24 protein-coding genes and 1 riboswitch are annotated in these 21,342 nt (G+C 61.9%); of the genes, 7 read left to right on the forward strand and 17 right to left on the reverse strand.

Translation table 11 applies throughout. The features are described 5' to 3' along the window. Nucleotides 1-128: 128 nt before the first annotated feature. The 5 genes from ACR1XV_RS00600 to ACR1XV_RS00620 are packed head-to-tail and all read right to left on the reverse strand — an operon-like array spanning nucleotide 129 to nucleotide 4,187. Nucleotides 129-842 carry an alpha/beta fold hydrolase gene (locus ACR1XV_RS00600; protein WP_480528323.1) on the reverse strand — a complete coding sequence of 238 codons (714 nt, stop codon included), beginning with the start codon at nucleotides 840-842 and terminating at the stop codon, nucleotides 129-131. Between the two features lie 2 nt (nucleotides 843-844). Next, nucleotides 845-1,642 carry a 3-oxoadipate enol-lactonase gene (gene pcaD, locus ACR1XV_RS00605; protein WP_480528324.1) on the reverse strand — a complete coding sequence of 266 codons (798 nt, stop codon included), beginning with the start codon at nucleotides 1,640-1,642 and terminating at the stop codon, nucleotides 845-847. A gap of 60 nt (nucleotides 1,643-1,702) precedes the next feature. Beyond that, nucleotides 1,703-2,677, reverse strand: a complete 975-nt coding sequence (locus tag ACR1XV_RS00610) for a threonine ammonia-lyase (RefSeq protein WP_480528325.1) — start codon at nucleotides 2,675-2,677, stop codon at nucleotides 1,703-1,705. Then, nucleotides 2,674-3,501: an alpha/beta fold hydrolase gene (locus ACR1XV_RS00615; protein ID WP_480528326.1), complete on the reverse strand. Its 828-nt coding sequence runs from the start codon at nucleotides 3,499-3,501 to the stop codon at nucleotides 2,674-2,676. The genes ACR1XV_RS00610 and ACR1XV_RS00615 overlap by 4 nt, the downstream gene beginning before the upstream one ends. Beyond that, nucleotides 3,501-4,187, reverse strand: coding sequence for a haloacid dehalogenase type II (locus ACR1XV_RS00620; protein ID WP_480528327.1), 687 nt, complete (start codon nucleotides 4,185-4,187; stop codon nucleotides 3,501-3,503). Before ACR1XV_RS00620 ends, ACR1XV_RS00615 begins: the two co-directional genes overlap by 1 nt. 124 nt (nucleotides 4,188-4,311) lie before the next feature. Here ACR1XV_RS00620 and ACR1XV_RS00625 point away from each other — a divergent pair, with 124 nt between their 5' ends. Beyond that, on the forward strand, nucleotides 4,312-4,740 hold the full coding sequence (locus tag ACR1XV_RS00625) for an FKBP-type peptidyl-prolyl cis-trans isomerase (RefSeq protein ID WP_480528329.1): 429 nt from the start codon (nucleotides 4,312-4,314) through the stop codon (nucleotides 4,738-4,740). 12 nt (nucleotides 4,741-4,752) lie between these two features. Here the strand turns inward: ACR1XV_RS00625 and ACR1XV_RS00630 are convergent, their stop codons facing one another. The 4 genes from ACR1XV_RS00630 to fabA are packed head-to-tail and all read right to left on the reverse strand — an operon-like array spanning nucleotide 4,753 to nucleotide 7,585. Then, on the reverse strand, nucleotides 4,753-4,941 hold the full coding sequence (locus tag ACR1XV_RS00630) for a hypothetical protein (protein ID WP_480528330.1): 189 nt from the start codon (nucleotides 4,939-4,941) through the stop codon (nucleotides 4,753-4,755). Nucleotides 4,942-5,000: 59 nt separating this feature from the next. Next, on the reverse strand, nucleotides 5,001-5,792 hold the full coding sequence (locus tag ACR1XV_RS00635) for an enoyl-ACP reductase FabI (RefSeq protein WP_480528331.1): 792 nt from the start codon (nucleotides 5,790-5,792) through the stop codon (nucleotides 5,001-5,003). Between the two features lie 5 nt (nucleotides 5,793-5,797). Continuing rightward, nucleotides 5,798-7,027: a beta-ketoacyl-ACP synthase I gene (gene fabB, locus ACR1XV_RS00640; RefSeq protein ID WP_480528332.1), complete on the reverse strand. Its 1,230-nt coding sequence runs from the start codon at nucleotides 7,025-7,027 to the stop codon at nucleotides 5,798-5,800. Nucleotides 7,028-7,075: 48 nt separating this feature from the next. Further along, nucleotides 7,076-7,585, reverse strand: a complete 510-nt coding sequence (fabA, locus tag ACR1XV_RS00645) for a bifunctional 3-hydroxydecanoyl-ACP dehydratase/trans-2-decenoyl-ACP isomerase (protein ID WP_480528333.1) — start codon at nucleotides 7,583-7,585, stop codon at nucleotides 7,076-7,078. A gap of 188 nt (nucleotides 7,586-7,773) precedes the next feature. On the opposite strand from fabA, the gene irrA reads away from it, so the two are divergent. Both irrA and ACR1XV_RS00655 read left to right on the forward strand, forming a co-directional pair. After that, the gene (gene irrA, locus ACR1XV_RS00650) at nucleotides 7,774-8,193 is read left to right on the forward strand and encodes an iron response transcriptional regulator IrrA (RefSeq protein WP_480528334.1); all 420 of its coding nucleotides are present in this window, start codon (nucleotides 7,774-7,776) and stop codon (nucleotides 8,191-8,193) included. A gap of 94 nt (nucleotides 8,194-8,287) precedes the next feature. Continuing rightward, nucleotides 8,288-9,085, forward strand: coding sequence for a phytanoyl-CoA dioxygenase family protein (locus tag ACR1XV_RS00655; RefSeq protein WP_480528335.1), 798 nt, complete (start codon nucleotides 8,288-8,290; stop codon nucleotides 9,083-9,085). A 96-nt stretch (nucleotides 9,086-9,181) separates the two neighbouring features. Here ACR1XV_RS00655 and metK read toward each other — a convergent pair whose 3' ends face one another. The 7 genes from metK to miaB form a co-directional block, all read right to left on the reverse strand. After that, nucleotides 9,182-10,363 (reverse strand): methionine adenosyltransferase, encoded by a 1,182-nt coding sequence (metK, locus tag ACR1XV_RS00660; protein WP_480528336.1) that lies wholly within the window; start codon nucleotides 10,361-10,363, stop codon nucleotides 9,182-9,184. Nucleotides 10,364-10,368: 5 nt separating this feature from the next. Then, nucleotides 10,369-10,417: riboswitch (SAM-SAH riboswitch) on the reverse strand. Nucleotides 10,418-10,438: 21 nt separating this feature from the next. Further along, nucleotides 10,439-11,965, reverse strand: a complete 1,527-nt coding sequence (gene lnt / locus ACR1XV_RS00665) for an apolipoprotein N-acyltransferase (RefSeq protein WP_480528337.1) — start codon at nucleotides 11,963-11,965, stop codon at nucleotides 10,439-10,441. Then, nucleotides 11,962-12,846, reverse strand: coding sequence for a hemolysin family protein (locus ACR1XV_RS00670; RefSeq protein ID WP_480528338.1), 885 nt, complete (start codon nucleotides 12,844-12,846; stop codon nucleotides 11,962-11,964). Before ACR1XV_RS00670 ends, lnt begins: the two co-directional genes overlap by 4 nt. Nucleotides 12,847-12,882: 36 nt before the next feature. After that, on the reverse strand, nucleotides 12,883-13,377 hold the full coding sequence (gene ybeY / locus ACR1XV_RS00675; protein WP_480528339.1) for an rRNA maturation RNase YbeY: 495 nt from the start codon (nucleotides 13,375-13,377) through the stop codon (nucleotides 12,883-12,885). Between the two features lie 42 nt (nucleotides 13,378-13,419). Continuing rightward, entirely contained in the window at nucleotides 13,420-14,442 is a 1,023-nt protein-coding gene (locus ACR1XV_RS00680; protein ID WP_480528340.1) for a PhoH family protein, read from the reverse strand. Between the two features lie 129 nt (nucleotides 14,443-14,571). Then, entirely contained in the window at nucleotides 14,572-15,327 is a 756-nt protein-coding gene (locus ACR1XV_RS00685) for an outer membrane protein (RefSeq protein ID WP_480529270.1), read from the reverse strand. 168 nt (nucleotides 15,328-15,495) lie between these two features. Continuing rightward, nucleotides 15,496-16,815 carry a tRNA (N6-isopentenyl adenosine(37)-C2)-methylthiotransferase MiaB gene (gene miaB, locus ACR1XV_RS00690; RefSeq protein WP_480528341.1) on the reverse strand — a complete coding sequence of 440 codons (1,320 nt, stop codon included), beginning with the start codon at nucleotides 16,813-16,815 and terminating at the stop codon, nucleotides 15,496-15,498. A 120-nt stretch (nucleotides 16,816-16,935) separates the two neighbouring features. Between miaB and ACR1XV_RS00695 the strand changes: the two genes are divergently transcribed. The 4 genes from ACR1XV_RS00695 to cmk all read left to right on the forward strand — a co-directional run bounded on the left by ACR1XV_RS00695 (nucleotide 16,936) and on the right by cmk (nucleotide 20,655). Further along, nucleotides 16,936-17,799, forward strand: a complete 864-nt coding sequence (locus ACR1XV_RS00695) for a hypothetical protein (RefSeq protein WP_480528342.1) — start codon at nucleotides 16,936-16,938, stop codon at nucleotides 17,797-17,799. Nucleotides 17,800-17,897: 98 nt separating this feature from the next. Further along, nucleotides 17,898-18,608: a tRNA (guanosine(46)-N7)-methyltransferase TrmB gene (gene trmB, locus ACR1XV_RS00700; protein WP_480528343.1), complete on the forward strand. Its 711-nt coding sequence runs from the start codon at nucleotides 17,898-17,900 to the stop codon at nucleotides 18,606-18,608. A gap of 68 nt (nucleotides 18,609-18,676) precedes the next feature. After that, entirely contained in the window at nucleotides 18,677-20,035 is a 1,359-nt protein-coding gene (gene aroA / locus ACR1XV_RS00705) for a 3-phosphoshikimate 1-carboxyvinyltransferase (RefSeq protein ID WP_480528344.1), read from the forward strand. Next, entirely contained in the window at nucleotides 20,035-20,655 is a 621-nt protein-coding gene (gene cmk, locus ACR1XV_RS00710; protein WP_480528345.1) for a (d)CMP kinase, read from the forward strand. Before aroA ends, cmk begins: the two co-directional genes overlap by 1 nt. Nucleotides 20,656-20,685: 30 nt before the next feature. Here the strand turns inward: cmk and ACR1XV_RS00715 are convergent, their stop codons facing one another. After that, entirely contained in the window at nucleotides 20,686-21,162 is a 477-nt protein-coding gene (locus tag ACR1XV_RS00715) for a YHS domain-containing (seleno)protein (RefSeq protein WP_480528346.1), read from the reverse strand. Between the last annotated feature and the right edge of the window lie 180 nt (nucleotides 21,163-21,342).

Here is a 21,342-nt window from a genome sequence, read left to right on the forward strand (position 1 = left end):
TCTGTCCCCGTTTCGTTTGAGGCTACGGTGACCCGATGCGGATCATCAGGCAAGGCGGAATCCGTCACCTGAATGTCGCTGTTGTGCGCAAAGGCGCTGATCAGGGTTGGATACGCCCGCGCAGGATCTCAGATTCGCCCCGAGATTTGGTGCAGCAGTCCGGCCAGATGTTCAGGATGCGAGAAAAACGGCGAATGAGAGCTGTCGATGGTCAGGCTCAGGTCGGGATGTGCGCAGTCGGCCATCTCGGCCTGATATTCGGTTGGAACGGTGCGGTCATCGGTGGTGCGGATATAGGCCTTGGGCACGCCATTGAAATTTTCGCCTACGTCCAGTGGCGTGGCTTGCGGTGCGATGGCCTGCGGGCAGAGGCGGCCCAGAGCATAGGTCACCACCTCGCGCGGGCAATCGTGATAGAACAACCCTTGCACGCGGTCCGGCAGGACACTGTAGGACAACCCGTCCGAGGATTTCTCGACCGCATCCCCGATCAGTTGCCGAGGCGCGCGTTTGCGCATTTCGACCATCGACAGCCCCGATTGCGGGACATAGGCGCAGATATACACGAGGCCCCGCATCGCCTTGGGGGCCGCCTCGGCCGCGGCGCTGATGGGGTATCCGCCCCAGGAATGTCCGACGATGATTGTGTCGGGCGTTGCGGCGTTCAGCACCGCATCGCGGCAGGACGCAAGCGTGACATCCGCAATCGGCGTCGGGTCCGAGCCATGGCTGGGCATGTCAATCGCACGCGCCGTATGCCCGAATGTGGTCAGTTCGGGGATCAGGTCGCGCCAGCACCAGGCGCCGTGGCATGAGCCGTGAACCAGCAGGAAATCGGCCACGTCTAAGCTCCTTGCAGATGTCCGGTTTCGGTCAGAAACCCGTTGAGGAGGTCCGCGTATTCGGCTGGCCGCTCGACGCAGGGCAGGTGGCCCGCCTTGCGGATCAGCGCAAACCGCGCGCCGGGGATCAGGTCAACCGTTTCACGTACCAGATCGGGCGGGGTCGAGCCATCCTCGCTGCCAGCGATCCCAAGGGTCGGCAGGCGCAGACCGCTGGTTGGGGTATAAAAATCCGTGCCTGAAATCGCAGCGCAGCAGCCAAGATAGCCGTCCAGAGGTTGCCGGACCATCATGTTGCGCCACAGCGCCAGATCGGCACTGGCGCGGAAGGGTTTCGAGAACCACCGCTCCATCGTGGCATCCGCCAGCGCCTCGATCCCGCCTGCGCGGGCGGCGGCGATGCGGTCCTGCCAGATATTGGGTGTGCCGATCTTGGCGGCGGTGTTCGACAGGACCATCGCACGGATTTTATCCATGCGCTTCACCGCCAGCCCTTGCGCGATCATCCCGCCGATCGACAGGCCGACGAACATGCAGTCTTTGACCTCAAGATGGTCCAGCAGCCGCTCGGTATCACGCACCAGCGCGCCCATCGAATACGGACCATCGGGTTGCGAAGACAGGCCATGGCCGCGTTTGTCAAAACGGATGATGCGCAGGCCCTTGGGTAGCAACGGCAGGATCGGGTCCCACAGGCGCATATCCGTGCCCAGCGAATTGGCAAAGACCAGCGGCGCCCCGTCCGGGTCTCCGTCGACGCGGTAGTGTAGCTTAACGTCTCCTAGGTCGGCGATGTGCATCGGTGAGGGGTCCGCCTTAATGTGTTTGCGGCGGAATAGTGCACCGGTTCACGCCGGTTGTCAGGTCAGGAATTCCAACGCTTGTTCAAAAACCTGCGGGTCCACATTGCCGCCCGAGGCGACAACGATCACCGCGTCGCCCTCGATCTGGTCCCTGCGGAACAGCGCCGAGGCCAGCGAGACCGCGCCGCCGGGTTCCAGCACAATCTTAAGCCGCAGGAAGGCCTGCGCCATGGCTTGCAGCGCCTCCTGCTCGGAGACGGACAGGCCCGGGCCACAGAGCCGATTCAGGATCGGGAAGGTGATCTGCCCCGGCTGCGGCGTCAGGATCGCGTCACAGATATTGCCCGACGAGGCGTTGTTGTTCTGAATGGTCCCCGACGCCAGCGAGCGTTTGACGTCATCAAAACCCTCAGGCTCACACGGGCGGGCGCGCAGGCCCGGCGCGTGCCGTTCGAGTGCCAGCGCAATGCCCGAAGTCAGCCCGCCGCCACCGCAGCAGACCAGCACATCGGCCTGCGTGACGCCCTGCGTCTCGGCTTGTCGGGCAACCTCAAGCCCGACTGTGCCCTGACCGGCGATCACTTGGGGTTCGTCATAGGGCCGGATCAGGGTCAGGCCGCGCTGTGCGGCCAGCGCCTCACCGATCTCTTCGCGGCTTTCATTGGCGCGGTCGTAGAGAACCACCTCGGCCCCCAGGGCGCGGGTGTTCTCGATCTTCAGTTGCGGCGCGTCCGAGGGCATGATGATGACAGACGATATCCCGTGCTGGCTGGCTGCATAGGCAACCCCCTGCGCGTGATTGCCCGAGGAATAGGCGATCACGCCCCGCTGGCGTGCGGCCTCATCCAGTGCCGAAATCGCTGACCACGCGCCGCGAAATTTGAAGCTGCCGGTGTGCTGCAGGCATTCGGGTTTCACCAGCACCCTGCGCCCGGCTATCTCATCCAAAAAAGGTGAAGACAGCAGCGGTGTTTGGCGTGCGTGCCCGGCCAGCCGCTGTGCGGCGGCTTCGATCATTTCAATACTGCTCATGTCGCGTCCAGTGTTTTGCGGATGACGTCAAGCGCGGCGGGTTCGTTCAGAAAAGGAACATGCCCCCGATCTGCGAGCTCGGCACTGATCAGACCGGGATGACGGTTTTGCATCTCAGCCAGCGTTGCAGCCCCGAACAGGTCCGAATTTGCCCCCCGGATCACACCGGTCGGGATATCGCCAAGCGCGTCAAACAAGGGCCAGAGGTCGGGCGGCGGGCCGGCGGCGGCCTGCTGGATCAGCGCCTCGCGCAGGGCGCTGTCATAGCGCAGGGCGAGGCCCGTGTCGGACTGCAGATATTGATGTTCAACCTGTTGCCGCCAGATGGCGCGGGGCACGCCGGGGAATTGTGATCCCATCATCTGGTGCAACGCCTCTGCGGCCTCGTCATAGGTTTTCGCGTTGGGCAGTTTGCCCACATAGTCCATGATCTTGGCGATCCCTTCGGCCTCGATCACCGGCCCTACATCGTTCAGGATGACAGCGGCCAGACGATCAGGGTGGCTGACGGCCAGCGCCATGGCGATCAGCCCGCCGCGCGAGGTGCCGAGGATCGTGACCTTTTCCAGTCCCAGATGGTCAAGCAACTCAATCGCGTCCTGCCCTTCGCGCAGGATGTTGTAGTTCATGAAGTTCGGATCGTAATCGGATTGTCCGCGCCCGCGATAATCCATCGCGATCAGCCGCAGATCGCCGACATGCGGGGCAAGAAACGAGAAATCCCGGCTGTTTCGGGTGAGCCCAGCAAGGCAGAGCAGGGGCTGTCCCGATCCGGTATCCTCAAAGTAGAGGCGTTTGCCATCCGAAGTAGTGAAAACCGCCATCAAAGCCCTGCCAGTTGCGGGATGCTTGTCAGGTCGGACAGCACATGCGCCGGCTTCCAGGGTAGACGATCCATCGGCTCGCCCGCGCGGTTGACCCAGGCCGTGACGAAACCATAGCCGCTGGCCCCGGCAGCATCCCAGCCGTTTGAACTGACGAACATCACCTCGTCGCGGGCGCAGCCGAACCGGCCTTGAACCAGATCATAGACGCGGGCGTGCGGCTTGAAGACGCCGACGCTTTCGACCGACAGCACATCGTCCAGCACTTCTCCGATCCCGGCGGACTGCACAGCCCCATCCAGCATAGGGGGTGAGCCGTTGGACAGGATGGCGGTCTGCAATCCGCCCGCCTTCAAAGCGTTCAGCATCTCGGGGACCTCGGGGTAGGCCTGCAACTCCCAATACAAATCCAGCAGGCGCTGGCGCAGGGTGTCGTCGCCCTGCAGCCCGACCGCCTCAAGCGCCCAGTCCAGTCCGTCTTGTGTCACATCCCAGAAATCGCCATGCGCATCGGCGACGGCGCGCAGCCATGTGTATTGCAGCTGTTTCAGACGCCAATGGTTCGCCAGTTCGGGCCATTTATCGGCCAAAGCCTCGAACCCCGGCTCGGCCGCGGCCTGTCTGGCGGCGGCGGCGACGTCGAACAGCGTGCCATAAGCATCGAATACGCAGGTTGTGATAACCATCTGATCCTCCCCTGATCGGGCGCAGGTAAGCACAACTGTTTCACAGGTTAAAGAGGGCAGGGTTTACAATGCCGTGTCAGCCTCTAGGCTGCGCCGCTTATTCCCCTTGAGGCCGGAGGCCCCCATGACCGCTATCAAACAAGGCGACACCGTTCGCATCCACTACACCGGAACGCTGCTGGACGGCAAAGTCTTTGACAGCTCCGAAGGGCGCGATCCGCTGCAGTTTGAGGTCGGATCGGGCCAGATCATTCCCGGTCTGGACGTGGCGCTGCCGGGGATGGAGATCGGTGAGAAAAAGCGCGTCGAGATCGCCTGCACCGAAGCTTACGGTCCCATCAATCCTGGCATGCGCCAGCAAATCCCGCGCGAAGGTATCCCGGATGATATCCCGCTGGAACCCGGCACGCAGTTGCAGATGCAGACGCCCGATGGGCAGACCTTGCCGGTGACTGTTGTTGAAGTCGATGAAGCGACCGTGACACTGGACGCCAATCACCCGCTGGCGGGGCAGGACCTGATCTTCGACATCGAGATCGTCTCGGTTAACTGACACTGGCCGGGGTCAGAGCCCCGGTATCATCCCAAGCATCGGCTCAACCGCGTCGCGAACCTGCGGTTGGGTCAGAAATACGACCGCAATCAGCAGCGCGGTCAGCGCCAGCAGCAGAATGCGCGCTCGGCCACCGCTGGAATTGCGTCGGAAACGTTGCGGTCGCCCGTTGCTGGCGAGGATCTGTTCAAGTTTGCTCATATCGCAATCTCTGCGGGGGAAAGATGGTCAAATCTTGACCCCCACAGGGAAAGAAATGGTCACATGGATTCGGGCTGTGGCATGCCCAGAATGTGATAGCCACCGTCGACGCGAATGATCTCGCCCGAGGTGTAGGTTCCGGCGTCCGAAGCCAGATAAACAGCAGTGCCGCCCACCGCCTCAAGCGTCGCGTTCGAGCGCATCGGCGCGTTCTGATCACAGAACTTATAGGTCTTGCGCGCACCGCCGATGGCGGCCCCGGCCAGTGTCTTCATCGGACCCGGCGAGATCGCGTTGACGCGGATGCCGTCAGGGCCCAGATCGTTGGCCAGATAGCGCGTCGCTGATTCCAGCGCCGCCTTGGCCACGCCCATGACGTTGTAGTTCGGCACGACCTTGTTCGAGCCCTGATAGGTCAGGGTCAGCAGCGTACCGCCATTGCCTTTCATCAGCGGATAGGCGCGGCGCGCGACCTCGATAAACGAATAGGCCGACACATCCATCGAATGCTTGAAGTTCGCCCGGGTGGTGTTCAGGAAACGGCCCGTCAGCTCGTTCTTGTCCGAATAGGCGATGGCATGGACGACGAAGTCGATGGTCGGCCAACGCTTGCCCAATTCGTCGAACGCGCGATCCAGCGAGTCGTCATCGGTCACATCGGCATCGACCATGAAATCGCTGCCGAGGCTCTGGGCCAGTGGTTCCAGCCGCTTGCCGAACGCCTCGCCCTGATAGGTAAAGGCCAGTTCCGCGCCTGCCTCGTGCATGGCCTTGGCAATGCCCCACGCGATCGAGCGGTCATTCGCCACGCCCATGATCAGGCCGCGTTTACCCTTGAGAAGTTCCGACATCTTGTTCACCCGTTATACTTCGACAGAACCATGGACCCGTTGGTGCCGCCAAAGCCGAAGCTGTTGGTCATCACGCTGTCCAGACCTGCGTTTTCAACCACTTGAGTTGCAATTTCACCGGGCAGGATGCCTTCGGCAAGTGTGTCGACATTGATCGACGGAGTAATGAAATCATTGTCCAGCATCAACAGGCAGAAGATCGCCTCAAGCGCACCTGCTGCGCCCTGTGCGTGGCCGGTCATCGACTTGGTCGACGAAATCGGCGGCACGTTCCCTTCGCCAAAGATGCGGCGCACGGCCTCAACCTCACCGACGTCTCCGACCGGGGTCGAGGTGCCGTGGGCGTTGATATAGCCGACCTTTCGGCCTTCAGGTACGGTGGACAGGGCCAGTCGCATGGCGCGCTCGCCGCCCTCGCCGGACGGGGCCACCATGTCGTGCCCGTCCGAGGTGGCGGCATAACCGGTCACTTCAGCGTAGATCTTGGCGCCACGGGCCAGAGCGTGGTCGAGGTCTTCCAGCACGACGATGCCGCCGCCGCCCGAGATCACGAATCCATCGCGGTTCTGATCGAACGCGCGCGAGGCTTTATCGGGCGTGTCATTGTATTTGGACGACATCGCGCCCATCGCGTCGAACAGGCAAGACAGGGTCCAGTCCAGTTCCTCGCCGCCGCCTGCAAACATCACGTCCTGTTTGCCCAGCATGATCTGTTCTGCCGCGTTACCGATGCAATGCAGCGAGGTCGAGCAGGCCGAGGTGATCGAATAGTTGATGCCCTTGATCTTGAAGGCTGTGGCAAGGTTCGCCGAGATCGTCGAGCACATGCATTTGGGCACAGCAAAGGGCCCGATCCGCTTGGTCGCGCCGTTTTTCAGAACCGTCTGATGTGCGGTCAGCATGGCGCTGGTGGACGGGCCACCAGAACCTGCGACCAGACCGGTGCGCGGGTTCACCACCTGATCCTCGGTCAGACCGGAATCGGCAATCGCCTGGCTCATCGCGATATGGGCATAGGCTGCACCGGGGCCCATGAACCGCAGTGTGCGCTTGTCCACATGCTCGGCCACGTCGATCTTGAGCGTTCCGGCGATCTGGCTGCGAAAGCCATGTTCGACCATCTGCTCATTGGCCTCGATCCCGGATTTGCCTGCTTTGAGCGAGGCCAAGACCTCTTCGGCATTGTTCCCGATGGAGGACACAACCCCCAGACCGGTGACGACGACGCGACGCATAAGCGTACTCCTGTGTTCCGTTTAGTGCTGTTGGTCCGTCAACTGGGCTCAGCTTTCGGACAATGCAACCTTCATGTCCTTGACCTGATAGATCAACTCGCCATCGGCCTCGACCCGGCCATCCGCCACACCCATGGTCAGGCGGCGGGTCTGAACGGCTTTGGTGAAATCAACGTAATATGTCAGCATCTTGCGGTCGGGGCGGACCATGCCGGTCAGTTTGACCTCGCCCACACCCAGCGCATAGCCACGCCCCTGCCAGCCACGCCAGCCGAGGTTGAACCCGGTCAATTGCCACAGACCATCCAGACCCAGACAGCCGGGCATGATCGGGTTGCCGGGGAAATGGCAGTCGAAGAACCAAAGGTCTGGGGTAATGTCGAACTCGGCCACCACATGGCCCTTGCCATGCGTGCCGCCATCACCCGACACTTCGGTGATCCGGTCCATCATCAGCATCGGCGGAGCAGGCAGCTGTGCGTTGCCGGGGCCGAACAATTCGCCGCGCGCGCATTTCAGCAGATCGTCCTTGTCAAAGCTGCTCGGGAATTGGGCCATTCTGCCGCCTCTCCTGCCAGGGGTCTGTTTGTAACATTTGGCCTCGTCTATCACCCGTTTGCAAGGTCCTGCAAGAGCGTGACGCCATATCATGTTGTGCTTACGACATTCTTTGCGAATGAATTTCATTTGAAATTGGGGCCTGCGCGCCCTTATATATGGGATAGTTGAACACAGGCATCGGATTCATGACACCTCAGAGCCGGGAAATTGCTACGAATTGGTTGGTCGGCGCGGGTTTGCGGCCGACACGCCAGAGGGTCGCGCTGGCCGAGTTGCTGGTCGGTGACGGGCTGCATCGTCATGTGACGGCGGAAAGCCTGTTCGAGTCGGCCAAGAAGAATGGCGATGCGGTGTCGCTGGCCACCGTCTACAACACGCTGCGCGCGTTTTGCGAGGCGGGTGTTCTGCAGGAAATCACCGTGGATGGGTCGAAAAGCTATTTCGACACCAATACCCATGATCATCCGCATTTCTTCTGGGAAGATGAAAGCCGCCTGAGTGATGCACCCTCGGACCAATTGGTGATCCAGCAATTGCCGGAAGCCCCTGAGGGGGTTGAGATCGCTTCGGTCGATGTGGTGATCCGGCTGCGCAAGAAGACCTAGCCATTTAACTGTGCGATTCGCCTGCGCGTTGCGGGCGATTGAACGTGGCGGTCAGATATGCGCAGATCGGCATGACTGATTCACGGAGACCGACATGCCGCACCCTCTCGTTTCACAGGATATGATTGAGACCTATCAGGCCGATGGGGTTGTTCTGGTCAAAGGTTTGTTTGCCGACCATGTCGACGCGCTGCGTGCCGGGGTTGCGGCCAATATGGCCGAGCCGGGCCCTTATGCGTCTGAAAACAAGAAACAAGGCGAAACGGGCCGGTTCTTTGACGACTATTGCAACTGGTCCCGTATTTCGCAGTTTCGCACGGTGATCGAGGCCTCGCCTGCCGCCGAGGTGGCAGCTGATCTGATGCGGTCGGACATGGTGCAGATGTTCCACGATCATGTGTTGGTGAAAGAGCCGGGCACCTCCATGGCGACGCCGTGGCATCAGGACGGGCCTTACTACTTTGTCGAGGGGCAGCAGACGATCAGCTTTTGGTCTCCGCTGGATCCGGTGAAACAGGCGACCTTGCGCTGTGTGGCCGGATCACACCGGTGGGAGAAAGAGGTTCTGCCAACCCGTTGGGTTTCGGAAGAAGGCTTTTTTGCCGATGAGGGTCAATACATCCCCGTGCCCGACCCGGACGCCGAGGGTATGCGTGTGGTCGAGTTCGAGATGGAGCCCGGTGACGCGGTGGCCTTCAACTATCGCACGCTGCATGGTGCGCGCGGCAACCAATCCGACAGCCGTCGCCGCGCGTTTTCGCTGCGTCTGGTGGGGGATGATGCGCGATATGTCGAGAGGCCGGGGCGCACGTCTCCTCCGTTTCCGGGGCATGACATGGTGCCGGGGCAGCGATTGCGCGAGGATTGGTTCCCGGTTCTGCTGCGCCGTTGAGCTGGGGCGCTGCCCCCGTCGCCCTTGGCGACTCCCCCGAAGTATTTTTGAACAGAAGAAGGGTGCGCCCGTTCGGGCGCATCGCTTCGGCGTTTCCTAGACGGCGGCTTTCAGCGCAGCGGCAAGGTCAGTGCGTTCCCAGCTGAAACCGCCATCCGCGTCTGGCTCGCGGCCGAAATGGCCGTAGGCTGCGGTGCGCTGATAGATGGGTTTGTTCAGCTGCAAATGCTCCCGAATGCCGCGCGGGGTCAGATCCATGACCTGGCCGACCGCTTTTTCGATCTCGGCATCGGTGATCTGGCCGGTGCCGTGGGTATCCGCGTAGATCGAAAGCGGTTTGGATACGCCAATCGCATAGCTCAGCTGAATCGTGCAGCGCTCGGCCATGCCGGCGGATACAACGTTCTTGGCCAGATAGCGCGCGGCATAAGCGGCAGAGCGGTCGACCTTGGTGGGATCTTTGCCCGAGAAGGCGCCACCGCCGTGCGGCGCCGCGCCACCATAGGTGTCGACGATGATCTTGCGCCCCGTGAGGCCTGCGTCGCCATCGGGGCCACCGATCACGAATTTCCCGGTGGGGTTCACGTGCCACTCGGTCTCTGCGGTCAGCCAGCCCTCGGGCAGGGTTTCGCGAATGTAGGGCTCGACAATCGCGCGGATATCGTTCGAGGTAAGCGCGGCGTCCAGATGCTGGGTCGACAGCACGATGGAGCTGATGCCGACCGGTTTGCCATCGCGATAGATCACCGATAGCTGCGATTTGGCGTCGGGACCCAGCGCAGGCTCGGTGCCGTTCTTACGCACTTCGGCCAGCCGGCGCAGGATCGCGTGCGAATACTGGATCGGAGCGGGCATCAGCGCGGGCGTTTCAGTCGTGGCATAGCCGAACATGATGCCCTGATCGCCAGCGCCCTCGTCCTTGTCACCCGACGCATCCACGCCCTGCGCGATATGGGCGGATTGTTCGTGAAGCAGGTTCGTCACTTCCACCGTTTCGTGGTGAAACTTGTCCTGCTCGTATCCGATATCCTTGATACAGGCGCGCGCGATATCGTCGATATGCGCCATGTAGTCATGCAGTTTTTCCTGATCCGACAGACCAACCTCGCCGCCGATGACGACCCGGTCGGTCGTGGCAAAGGTTTCGCACGCCACCCGGGCTTCGGGTTCTTCGCGCAAGAAGGCGTCGAGGACGGCGTCCGAGATGCGGTCACAGACCTTATCCGGGTGCCCTTCGGAAACGGACTCCGAAGTGAAAGTGTAATTCTGTCGGGACATGAAAGTGCTCCATTAAGATTTCCCCGTCACGCCAGGAAGCCGTTGTGACGGGCACGCGATCGGATACGCGTCCTGTCAGGTGGGGTCAATCGGTATTTGGGTTCGGCCCCGTCGGGTGTGGCACCAGAGCAGCGCAAGCAGCACCAGTAAGGCCAGAAGGGCCAGATTGTCTCCGATCCGGGAATAGAGTGTGGGGCGCTGCGGCAGGGGCAGTTCGGCGTCGATATATCCGGCCTGTCCAAGCGGCAGCGAGGCGGTGATCTGCCCCAACGGGTCGATCATCGCCGAGACGCCGGTATTGGCCGAGCGCATCATCGGCAGCCCTTGCTCGATCGCGCGCATCTGCGCCTGGGCCAGATGCTGATAGGGGCCGGACCGGGTGCCGAACCACGCATCGTTGGTGATTTGCAGCAGGAAATCCGCGCGGCCCGGAGCGGCCAATACGTCCTGCGTGAACACCGCCTCGTAGCAGATTAGCGGCAGCGCTTTGCCAAGCGGGCCCGCCTCGATCAAGGCGGCCCCCGGTCCGGCGCTGAAACCGCTACCTGCCGTGGAGGCCATGCCGTGGATGCCGAAGCGGGCCATCAGATTGCCGAACGGGACATATTCGCCGAAGGGGGCCAGATGGTGCTTGTCATACAGGCCCTGCTGCTGGCCCTCGGCGTTCAGATAGATCATCGAATTGTAGATCTGCGACCCGTCCCCGCGCTGAATCCCCAGAAAAACCGGGGTGCCCTGCGCGGCCTCGGCGATGGCCGACAGATAGGGTTGCGCGCTGCCCAGCCACGCGGGAACCGAGGTCTCGGGCCAGACGATCAGGTCGGGACGGGGCTCGGCCACGGTGAATTCCAGCTGCCGCGCGAAGAATAGCGGGGCATAGGCCGGGTCCCATTTCTGATGCTGCGGGGCGTTTGGCTGGACCAGACGGACGACATGATCGGACAGAGTCACCGGGGGCCGGGTCGCGGCGTAGCCGAGCGCCACCGCGGCAAACCCGAGCGCGGTGATCGCCGGGACCATCAATCCACGCAGCGTACGATTGCTGAACAACGTCGCCCCCAACGGCAAGGTGGCCAGCAGCGTCACCGCACCCAGCCCATACGGCCCCATAAGCGAGAGCAATTGGGCAACCGGAGTGCCCACCCAAACCTGCGCGATCCCCGCCCACGGAAACCCTGTCAACAGATAGCCGCGACCGAGCTCGGCCAAAGACAGGGCCACCGCGAGCGCCGCGGTTTGCGCCGCCGCGGATCCCCCGATTCGCTTTGCGAGGCCGAACGCCAGCGCCCAGAACAAGGCCAGACCGCCCGACATAAAGATCAGCGCAAACGGAGCCATCCAGGCGTGCCGCTCTGCGTCGACCAGAAACGGCTCGACGATCCAGCTGAGTGCATGGGCGAAATACCCGGTCGCAAAGGCCCAGCCCAACAGGGCGCCGCGCCGCGGTGTCTCGCTGGCCAGAAAAATCGGCCCGATCAGGATCAATGCCAGAAGCGTGGCGAACCAATAGCCCAAGGGCGCAAGACCCGACGCGGCAACGGCCCCAAGTCCGGCGGCCAGCAGGCATCGCAGCCACAGGGGCCACCCGGCGGCAGGGTTCATGCAGCGATATCCGGCAACATGACCCGCAGCCGCTTGATCCGGCGCGGGTCGGCGTCGATCACTTCGAACTCGGCCCCTTCGGGGTGACAGACCACCTCGCCGCGCGCGGGCACCCGGCCCGAGAGCATGAAGACCAGACCGCCAAGCGTGTCGATCTCTTCCTCATCCACGTCCTCGTGACTGGTCAGAGAGCGTCCGATCTCGGCCTCGAAATCGTCAAGCGGGGCGCGGGCCTGCACCACATAGCAGCCGGGTTTCTCTTGAATCCACAGCTGATCTTCGTGGGCGTCATGTTCGTCGGCGATCTCGCCCACGACCTGTTCGATCAGGTCCTCGATGGTCAGCAGGCCGTCGACGCCACCATATTCGTCGATCACCAGCGCCATGTGGCGGCGCTCGGTCTGCATCTTGGTCAGCAGCACGCCGATCGGCATCGACGGGGGCACAAACAGCAATGTGCGCAGCATCGAGGTCAGGTCGAATTCGGCCGAGTTACCATTGAACCCATGGGTCAGGGCAAAATCCTTGAGGTGGACAAAGCCCAGCGGCGTATCCAGCGTACCCTCGTACACGGGAATGCGCGACAGCCCGCTTTCGCGGAAGATCTGCGCCAGTTCGTCCTTTGGGGTTGTCGAGGGGACCGAGATGATCTCGGCCGTCGGGATCGCAACATCTTCGACCCGCATCCTGCGCAGGTTGATCATGCCCCGGGGCTGCGGAGCGCTGATCTGGCTGCCGTTCACCTGATCCGCCGCATCGCCCTGAGAGGAAAAAGCGTCAAAAATGCGGGACAAGAACCCGCCTTTGTCGTCGCTGCTATTGTTGCCGTCCTGAGGTTGCGCGCCCTGCGCCGCCCTAGAACTGCCGTCTGTTTCGCCCATTATCCTGTTCCAAATGATCGGGCAAAGTTGCCCCTGTCATACATTATATGGGTCATCTATACCCAGTTTGCCAAGTATCTCGACCTCAACCCCCTCCATCAAAGTGGCGTCGGGGTCACGAATGTGATCGTAGCCCAGCAAATGTAATGTTCCGTGAACGATCAGATGGATGACGTGATCGCCCATGGGCTTGCCTACCTCTGCCGCCTCGCGGGCGCAGGTGTCATAGGCGATCGCGATATCGCCCAACGCGATCTCACCCGTGAAATCCGGCTGCGGTTTCAGCGGGCGACCTCCAGCCTCATCTGCGGAAAGATCCTCGGCGGGCCAGCTGAGCACGTTGGTCGGCGTGGGCTTTTCCCGAAACTCGGCATTCAGTTCGGCGATCCGCGCGTCATCGCAGCCCAGCAGGCTGATCTCGCACAGATCGGCGTCAAGATCGCAATACTCCAGAACAGCCGCAATCGCGCGCACGGCCAGCGGCTGCAGCCCACTCCAGCGGTCGTCGTCAACGGTGACTTCCAGATTCATGCCAATGGTCCCGGGCCCTGATACGTTCGGGGCCGCAGGAGGTTATCCGGTTTCACGGCCCGAGTCGGCCTCATACGCTTCGATGATGGCGGCGACAAGCGGGTGGCGCACAACGTCTTTCGAGGTGAAATAGTTGAAGCTGATGTTGGGAATCGTCTTCAGCAGACGTTCGGCATCCGCCAGACCCGATTGAACACCACGCGGCAGATCGACCTGCGAGCGGTCGCCGGTGATGACCATGCGGCTGCCTTCCCCCAGTCGGGTCAGGAACATCTTCATCTGCATTGTCGTGGCATTCTGCGCCTCGTCCAGCACCACAAAGGCATTCGCCAACGTGCGCCCGCGCATGAAGGCGAGCGGCGCAATCTCGATCCGTTTTTCCTCGATCAGCTTGGCCAGTTGCTTGCCGGGCAGAAAATCGTTCAGCGCATCATACAGCGGCTGCATATAGGGATCGACCTTGTCCTTCATGTCACCAGGCAGATAGCCCAGCTTTTCCCCGGCCTCGACCGCCGGGCGGCTGAGGATGATCCGGTCCACATGCCCGCCGATGAACATCGAGACGCCCACGGCGACGGCCAGGTAGGTCTTACCCGTCCCGGCAGGACCGATCCCAAAGGCCAGTTCGTTGCCAAACAGCGACTGGACATAGGCTTTTTGCGCGTCGGTGCGCGGCTCGACCAGTTTCTTGCGTGTCTTGATTTCAACCGTGCCGCCCTTGAACATCTCAAGCTGGTCGCCATCCCGCGTGCCGGTTCCGGCTTCGGAATTGCCCATCCGCAACTCACGATCCACATCTGCCGCCTCAACGTCGCGGCCACCTTCGAGGCGGGTGTAAAGCGCCTGCAGAACCTCGATCGCTTGCTTCTGCGAATCCTCGTCGCCCAGCACGACCAATTGATTGCCGCGCCGCACGATCTGCACCGAGAGCTTTTGTTCGATATCTGTCAGGTTGCGGTCATATTCACCGCAAAGATCAATCAGTAATCTGTTGTCAGGAAATTCAACAAGCGCCTCACGCTGGGGCATGTCATCTTGCGGTGGGGTCAGGGCACCGATGGCCAATCCGTTCTCCTGTCTTGGCGTTTCACCCCGAGCGTAGACAACATCCCGAGGGGGACGCAAGCGGCAGTTTCAATTTTTGCGTGAGCGATGACAAAAGCGCCGATTTGTCCTGTGATCCCTTAGGGCGTATCAGAACGTGTAGTTCAGACCGAACCGCAACCCGCGGTACTTTGGCGTGGATTTGGTGCTGAACTGCGGGCCGAGATCAACGGTTTTCGAATCGAATTGCAGATATTCGATCTCACCCGTGATCGACCAGTTGTCGTCCAGCTTGTGCTCGGCACCAAGACTGGCCGAGAAGCCCTGCCGCCGGTCTACATCCTCGAACCGGGTCGACTGGCTGCTGTCGGTCAGCGACGTCGAGGTGGTGATATCGCCGCGCACATAGCCAACAGTCACGAAATACAGAATACTGCCGCTGCGGTTGGTTAGACCATTCTTTAGGCGCACCGAAAACACGTCGGAAATTGCCGACCGCCCGGTGACGAGCGTTTCCCCGATCATCGTTGATGTGTTGTCATCCAGCGTGCCTGTGTCATAGCCTAGCTCAAGACCGTAGACATAGTCGCGCCCGCCGATGGCGGGCAGGACGCCCCGCCAGCCGCCGCGAAAGCCGCCGAAATTGCCGCTGGGGCTGAGATCACCGACGCTGAACACGTCTACACCGGCCACGCGCAGACCAAACTCGTCCGACCCGCCCGAGGCGCGCCCGCCGCTGACGCCCAGATAAAACGCACTGACATCGCGCGAAAACCGGTTGGGTGAGATCACGTCAGGTTCGGTCACGTCGCCGATGATATCACCTGCGGAGGCGGGCAGAGTACAGGCTGTCGCAACTGCAATGGCGATCAAAAACCGAAACGGCTCTGACCGGAAAAAACACATCCGCTTCACTACTCGCACCCTCCGCCGCGGTGGACCAAACCCTGGGCCAACGCATATACATTCAGAGACCTGCCCTGAAAAATCTGGCCTACCTCGGAACATAATTCCAAGTCATAAATCAAGGGTTAAATTTTGTTCGGCAAACCCGTCATGGCCTGTGCACAACGGTCAGACGACAGCGCCCGCCAACGAGTTGGCCCCTGAATCCAAAATTCTGACCTTGCGTAAATCCCCGGCCTCCACATCTGCGTGCGTCACGTGAACTGCATGCAGATACTCGGATTTTCCAACCATCTGGCCCAGTTGGCGTCCGGGCTTCTCGAACAGGACGTTGACGGTCTTACCGACCATTGCGTCCTGAATCTCGCGCTGGTGACGGGTGATCAGGGCCTGAAGGCGCTGCAGGCGCTCATCCGCAACATCCGCGTCGACCTGTGGCCGTTCAGCCGCAGGGGTTCCGGGGCGCGTCGAATATTTGAAGGAATAGGCGTAGCCATATTTGACCTCTTCCACCAAATCCAGCGTCGCCTGAAAATCCTCTTCTGTCTCTTCGGGGAAGCCGACGATGAAATCCCCGGACATCAGAATATCGGGTCGCGCCGCGCGGATTCGTTCGATCAGCCGCAGGTAGCTTTCGGCGGTGTGACTGCGGTTCATCCGCTTCAAAATCCGATCCGATCCCGACTGTACCGGCAGATGCAGATAGGGCATCAGCTTGTCACAGGTGCCATGCGCTTCGATCAGATCATCGCTCATGTCGTTGGGATGCGAGGTCGTAAAGCGGATACGTTCCAGCCCGTCGACCTTGTTCAGTTCCCAGATCAGACCGGCGAGCGTCATATCCCCATTCGGCCCAGTCCCATGATAGGCATTCACGTTCTGGCCCAGCAGAGTGATCTCACGCACGCCGCGTTCGACCAGGTCCTGCGCCTCGCGGATAATGCGGTCGGCGGGGCGGCTGACCTCGGCGCCACGCGTATAGGGCACCACGCAGAAAGCACAGAACTTGTCACAGCCCTCCTGCACCGTCAGAAACGCCGTCGGGCCACGCTTGGCCTTAGGCCGGTTCTTGAGCTTCTCGAACTTGTCCTCTTCGGGGAAATCGGTATCCAGCGCTTTTTCACCCGCACGGGTCTTGGCCTCCATCTCAGGCAGGCGGTGATAGCTTTGCGGCCCCACCACCAGATCGACCAGTGGCTGGCGGCGCATGATCTCTTCACCCTCGGCCTGGGCCACGCAACCGGCAACCCCGATCTTCAAATCAGGCTTCTCGGCCTTCAATCCCTTAAAGCGGCCCAGTTCGGAATAAACCTTCTCTGCCGCTTTCTCGCGAATATGGCAGGTGTTCAGAAGGATCATGTCCGCATCGTCCGCAGACTTGGTCTCAACATACCCCTGACCGCCCAGCGCTTCGGCCATGCGTTCACTGTCATAAACGTTCATCTGACAGCCATAGGTCTTGATAAACAGCTTCTTGGGTTCGGACATGGATCGGGCCTTTGCACTCGCTGGATCGGCGTCGTCTATACGCAACGAACGCCGCTTGCAATGGCGGCGCAATTACCCGAATTTGGCGTGAATTTCCAGCGGCGAGATCCCGGACAGGCGATGCAATACGATTCCCTCGATCACTTCCTGAAAACCGGCCAGTCAGCGCTGGCCAAAGGCCCCGTCGCCCTGATCTTTGCCGAGGACGATGTCGAACTCGACAGCACCTTGCGCCACCACCTGAGGCTGGGCTTCGCTTCGGTGATCGCCTTCATGCCCGCCGAGTTCACGATTGTCGATGACCTGAGCGACCAGACCCACCGCGTCCCGCTGACCTGCGCCCCGCGAGGCGTGGTGTTCAATACCGTCAACCGCATTATGCAAATCGCACCCGAAATCTGGCTCTATTACTGTTACAACACCGAATATCTGTTCTTCCCGTTCTGCGAAACACGTACGGTCACCGAGCTTCTGGCCTTCCACACCGAGGAACGCCGCCGCGCGATGCTGGCCCATGTGGTCGACCTCTATGCCGACGATCTGACAACCTTCCCCAACGGGGTCGCGCCGGATTGCGCCATGCTCGACAGTACCGGATACTACGCCCACACCCGCCACGACGCCGACGGCACCCCGCTCGAGCGGCAACTGGATATGTCCGGCGGCCTGCGCTGGCGGTTCGAGGATCACATCCCCTATGCCCGCCGCCGCATCGACCGCATCGCCCTGTTCAAACCGACACCCGGCCTCGAATTGCTGCCCGATCACAGCTTCAGCGAGGCCGAATACAACACCTATGCCTGCCCCTGGCACAACAACCTGACCGCCGCGATCTGCTCCTTCCGTGCTGCCAAGGCGCTAAGAACAAACGCAGGTTCCGCCTTCGGCATCTCGGATTTCCGCTGGACCCACTCGGTGCCCTTCGAATGGAACTCTTCCCAACTCCTGCAGCTGGGTCTGATCGAACCCGGCCAGTGGTTCTGACCCACCCTTCTTCTGTTTGAAAATACTTCGGGGGTGTGGGGGCTGGCCCCCACCTCCACCACTTGCCACTGGATGATACCCGCAGTAAGGGCACCATCATGAGCACCCAGACCCCACAACGCCCCCGTCGAAACTTCTATGGCCGCTTCAAGGGCAAGACCCTGAAACCCAGCCAGAAGGCCTATCTGGCCGAGGATCTGGCCGCGCTGTCACCCGGTGCCGTCGACTGGGACACCAACCCCGACCGCACCCCGCTGGATTTGAACGCCCTGTTCGGCGGTAAGGATGTCTGGCTGGAGATTGGTTTTGGCGGCGGCGAGCATCTGGTGCATCAGGCACAACAGAACCCCGATATCGGCATCATCGGGGCCGAGCCCTTTATCAACGGCGTCGCCATGCTACTGGGCAAAATCCGCCGCGCCGGGGTGGAAAACCTTGCCGTGCATCCCGGTGACGCGCGCGACCTGTTCGATGTGCTGCCCGAGGCCAGCATCTCGCGCGCTTTCCTGCTCTATCCCGATCCTTGGCCTAAGAAACGTCACCACCGCCGCCGCTTCGTCACGCCCGAGCATCTGGAACCGCTGGCCCGCGCCCTCAAACCCGGCGCGATCTTCCGGGTAGCGACCGATATCCCCGACTACGTGCGGCAAACGCTGGAAGAGGTTCCGCGCGCCGGTTTCGAATGGCTGGCCGAGCGCCCGGATGACTGGCGCGCGCCTTGGGATGATTGGCTTTCCACCCGATACGAGCAGAAAGCCCTGCGTGAAGGCCGGACGCCGCATTACCTCACCTTCCGCCGCAAAGGCTGATTGCCGCTGGACCAACCGGCCCCAATTCGCTAATCGGCCTTGAACTGATAGCGAAAACAGGAGCCCCCATGTCCGGACACGGCACGCCCATCCCGATGACCTCGCATCCCTGCGGCCCGCTGACCGGCACGGCAGAGGTGCCGGGCGACAAGTCGATCTCGCACCGCTCGCTGATTCTGGGGGCGATGGCGGTGGGTGAGACCCGGATTTCCGGCCTGCTTGAAGGCGAGGATGTTCTGGACACCGCGAAGGCCATGCGCGCCTTCGGGGCCGAGGTCACGGATCACGGGAACGGAGAATGGACCGTGCACGGCGTCGGTGTCGGCGGTTTTGCCGAACCCGATCAGGTCATCGACTGCGGCAACTCGGGCACCGGTGTGCGGTTGATCATGGGTGCGATGGCGACCTCTCCGATCACTGCAACGTTCACCGGGGATGCCAGCTTGAACAAACGCCCGATGGCCCGCGTGACCGATCCGCTGGCGCTGTTCGGCACGCAATCGGTGGGGCGCGAAGGGGGGCGTTTGCCGATGACCATCGTTGGCGCGGCGGACCCGGTTCCGGTGCGGTACGAGGTGCCGGTGCCCTCGGCACAGGTCAAATCCGCCGTTCTTCTGGCTGGTCTGAACGCCCCCGGCAAGACCGTGGTGATCGAGAAAGAAGCGACCCGCGATCATTCCGAGCGGATGCTGGCCGGTTTCGGGGCCGAAATCACAGTCGAAGACACCGATGAGGGCCGTGTCATCACCCTGACCGGGCGGCCCGAGTTAAAACCGCAGGTCATTGCCGTCCCGCGCGATCCCTCCAGCGCGGCCTTCCCGGTCTGTGCGGCGCTGATCACGCCGGGCTCGGACGTGCTGGTTCCCGGCATCGGGCTAAACCCGACCCGCGCGGGCCTGTTTACCACCCTGCGCGAGATGGGCGCGAACCTGACCTATGAGAACGAACGCGAAGAAGGTGGCGAGCCCGTCGCCGATCTGCGCGCGCGCTATTCGCCCGACATGAAGGGGATCACGGTGCCGCCGGAACGCGCGGCCTCGATGATCGACGAATATCCGGTTCTGTCGGTGGTTGCCGCCAATGCAACCGGCACCACGCTGATGGGCGGCGTCAAGGAATTGCGCGTGAAGGAAAGCGACCGCATCGACGCCATGGCGCGCGGGTTGCGGGCCAATGGTGTAACCGTGGACGAGGGCGAGGATTGGTGGTCTGTCGATGGCCTCGGCATCGGCGGCGTTCCGGGCGGTAGCACCTGCGAGAGCTTTCTGGACCACCGGATTGCCATGTCGTTCATGGTGATGGGTATGGGTGCGAAAAAGGCCGTTACCGTTGATGATGCGGGCCCGATTGCTACGTCCTTCCCGATTTTCGAGCCGCTGATGGGGCGGTTGGGGGCAAAACTGCTCCGGAACAACCGGGCAGTCTGATGGCGGACTGCTTTACCGTTGCCATCGACGGCCCCGCTGCGGCGGGTAAGGGGACCATCTCCGAAGGTGTGGCGGCGCATTTCGGATTTGCGCATCTCGATACCGGGCTGCTCTACCGGGCGGTCGGGCGGCGCACTCTGGACGCGGCGGACCCGATCGACGCGGCGCAGGCTTTGACGCCCGAGGACCTGAGCGTGGGCGATCTGCGCACGGCTGAGGTCGCGCAGGCGGCCTCGAAAGTGGCGGTGATCGCCGAGGTGCGCGCCGCGCTGGTCGATTTTCAGCGCGCCTTTGCCCAGCGCGCGGGCGGAGCGGTTCTGGATGGGCGCGACATCGGTACGGTGATCTGTCCGCAAGCCGACGTGAAGCTCTTCGTCACCGCCTCGGCTGAGGTGCGGGCTGAACGGCGGTTTCTGGAACTCAGTGCCAAGGGTTCGGATGTGACGCGCGAGCAGGTTCTGGCGGATGTGCGCGAACGCGATGCGCGGGATGCGGAGCGCAGCACTGCCCCGATGAAGCCCGCCGAGGACGCGGTGCTGCTGGATACCTCGGAGCTGAGCATTGACGATGCGCTGGCGCAGGCCATTGCCGTCATCAGACGGAAAATGCCCGCGGCCTAGAGGGGCCGCGGGCCATCCCGGTCCGAAAGCTTACAACTCGCCAACCGCGATGCTGCGGATATTGGTCCACTGATCGTCAGCGGTCTTGGCTGTTCCGGCCACGTCCTCAAGGAACTTGGCCCGGGTCGCCGCGTTCAGGAACAGGTACAGCTTGCCGTCGGCCACGATGTACTGATCCGGGTCGCCATCGAACTTCTTGCCGACCGACACGCCGAACGAGCAGTACCCGCCATGCTGCGGCAGATAGGCTACCGGGTTGGCCTCGAACGCTTCGAGGTTTTCGGCGCTGGTGAAATAGTAGGAGGCACCGTCATAGGTGGCCGAGTGGTTGGCAAAGCCTTCCACCGGGTTGCCGCTGGTGACAAGCGCCACCAGATCGACGCCATGCGCCGCCAGCGGCGCGCCAGCGGCTGAGATGCCCTTGGACACGTTGATCTCATCCACTGCAAAGGCCGGGGCGGTCAGGGCCAGCGTGGCAGCAACAGCGGTCAGAATGAGAGATTTCATGGCAGTTTTCCTTTCTGTCTTTGGTCAAGGTCGGAGGGGACGTCGACCGGTGTGACAAAGGTAGGCGAGGAATTTCGGACGTGTAATCGCAGATAGGCCGTCAAACTGTGCAGATCGTACAAACTTACGTATCAATGGCGGTATGCGTTCACACAGCTTTGTGTGGCCAGCTTTGCTCCC

The sequence above is a fragment of the Ruegeria sp. AD2(2025) genome (assembly GCF_056542385.1).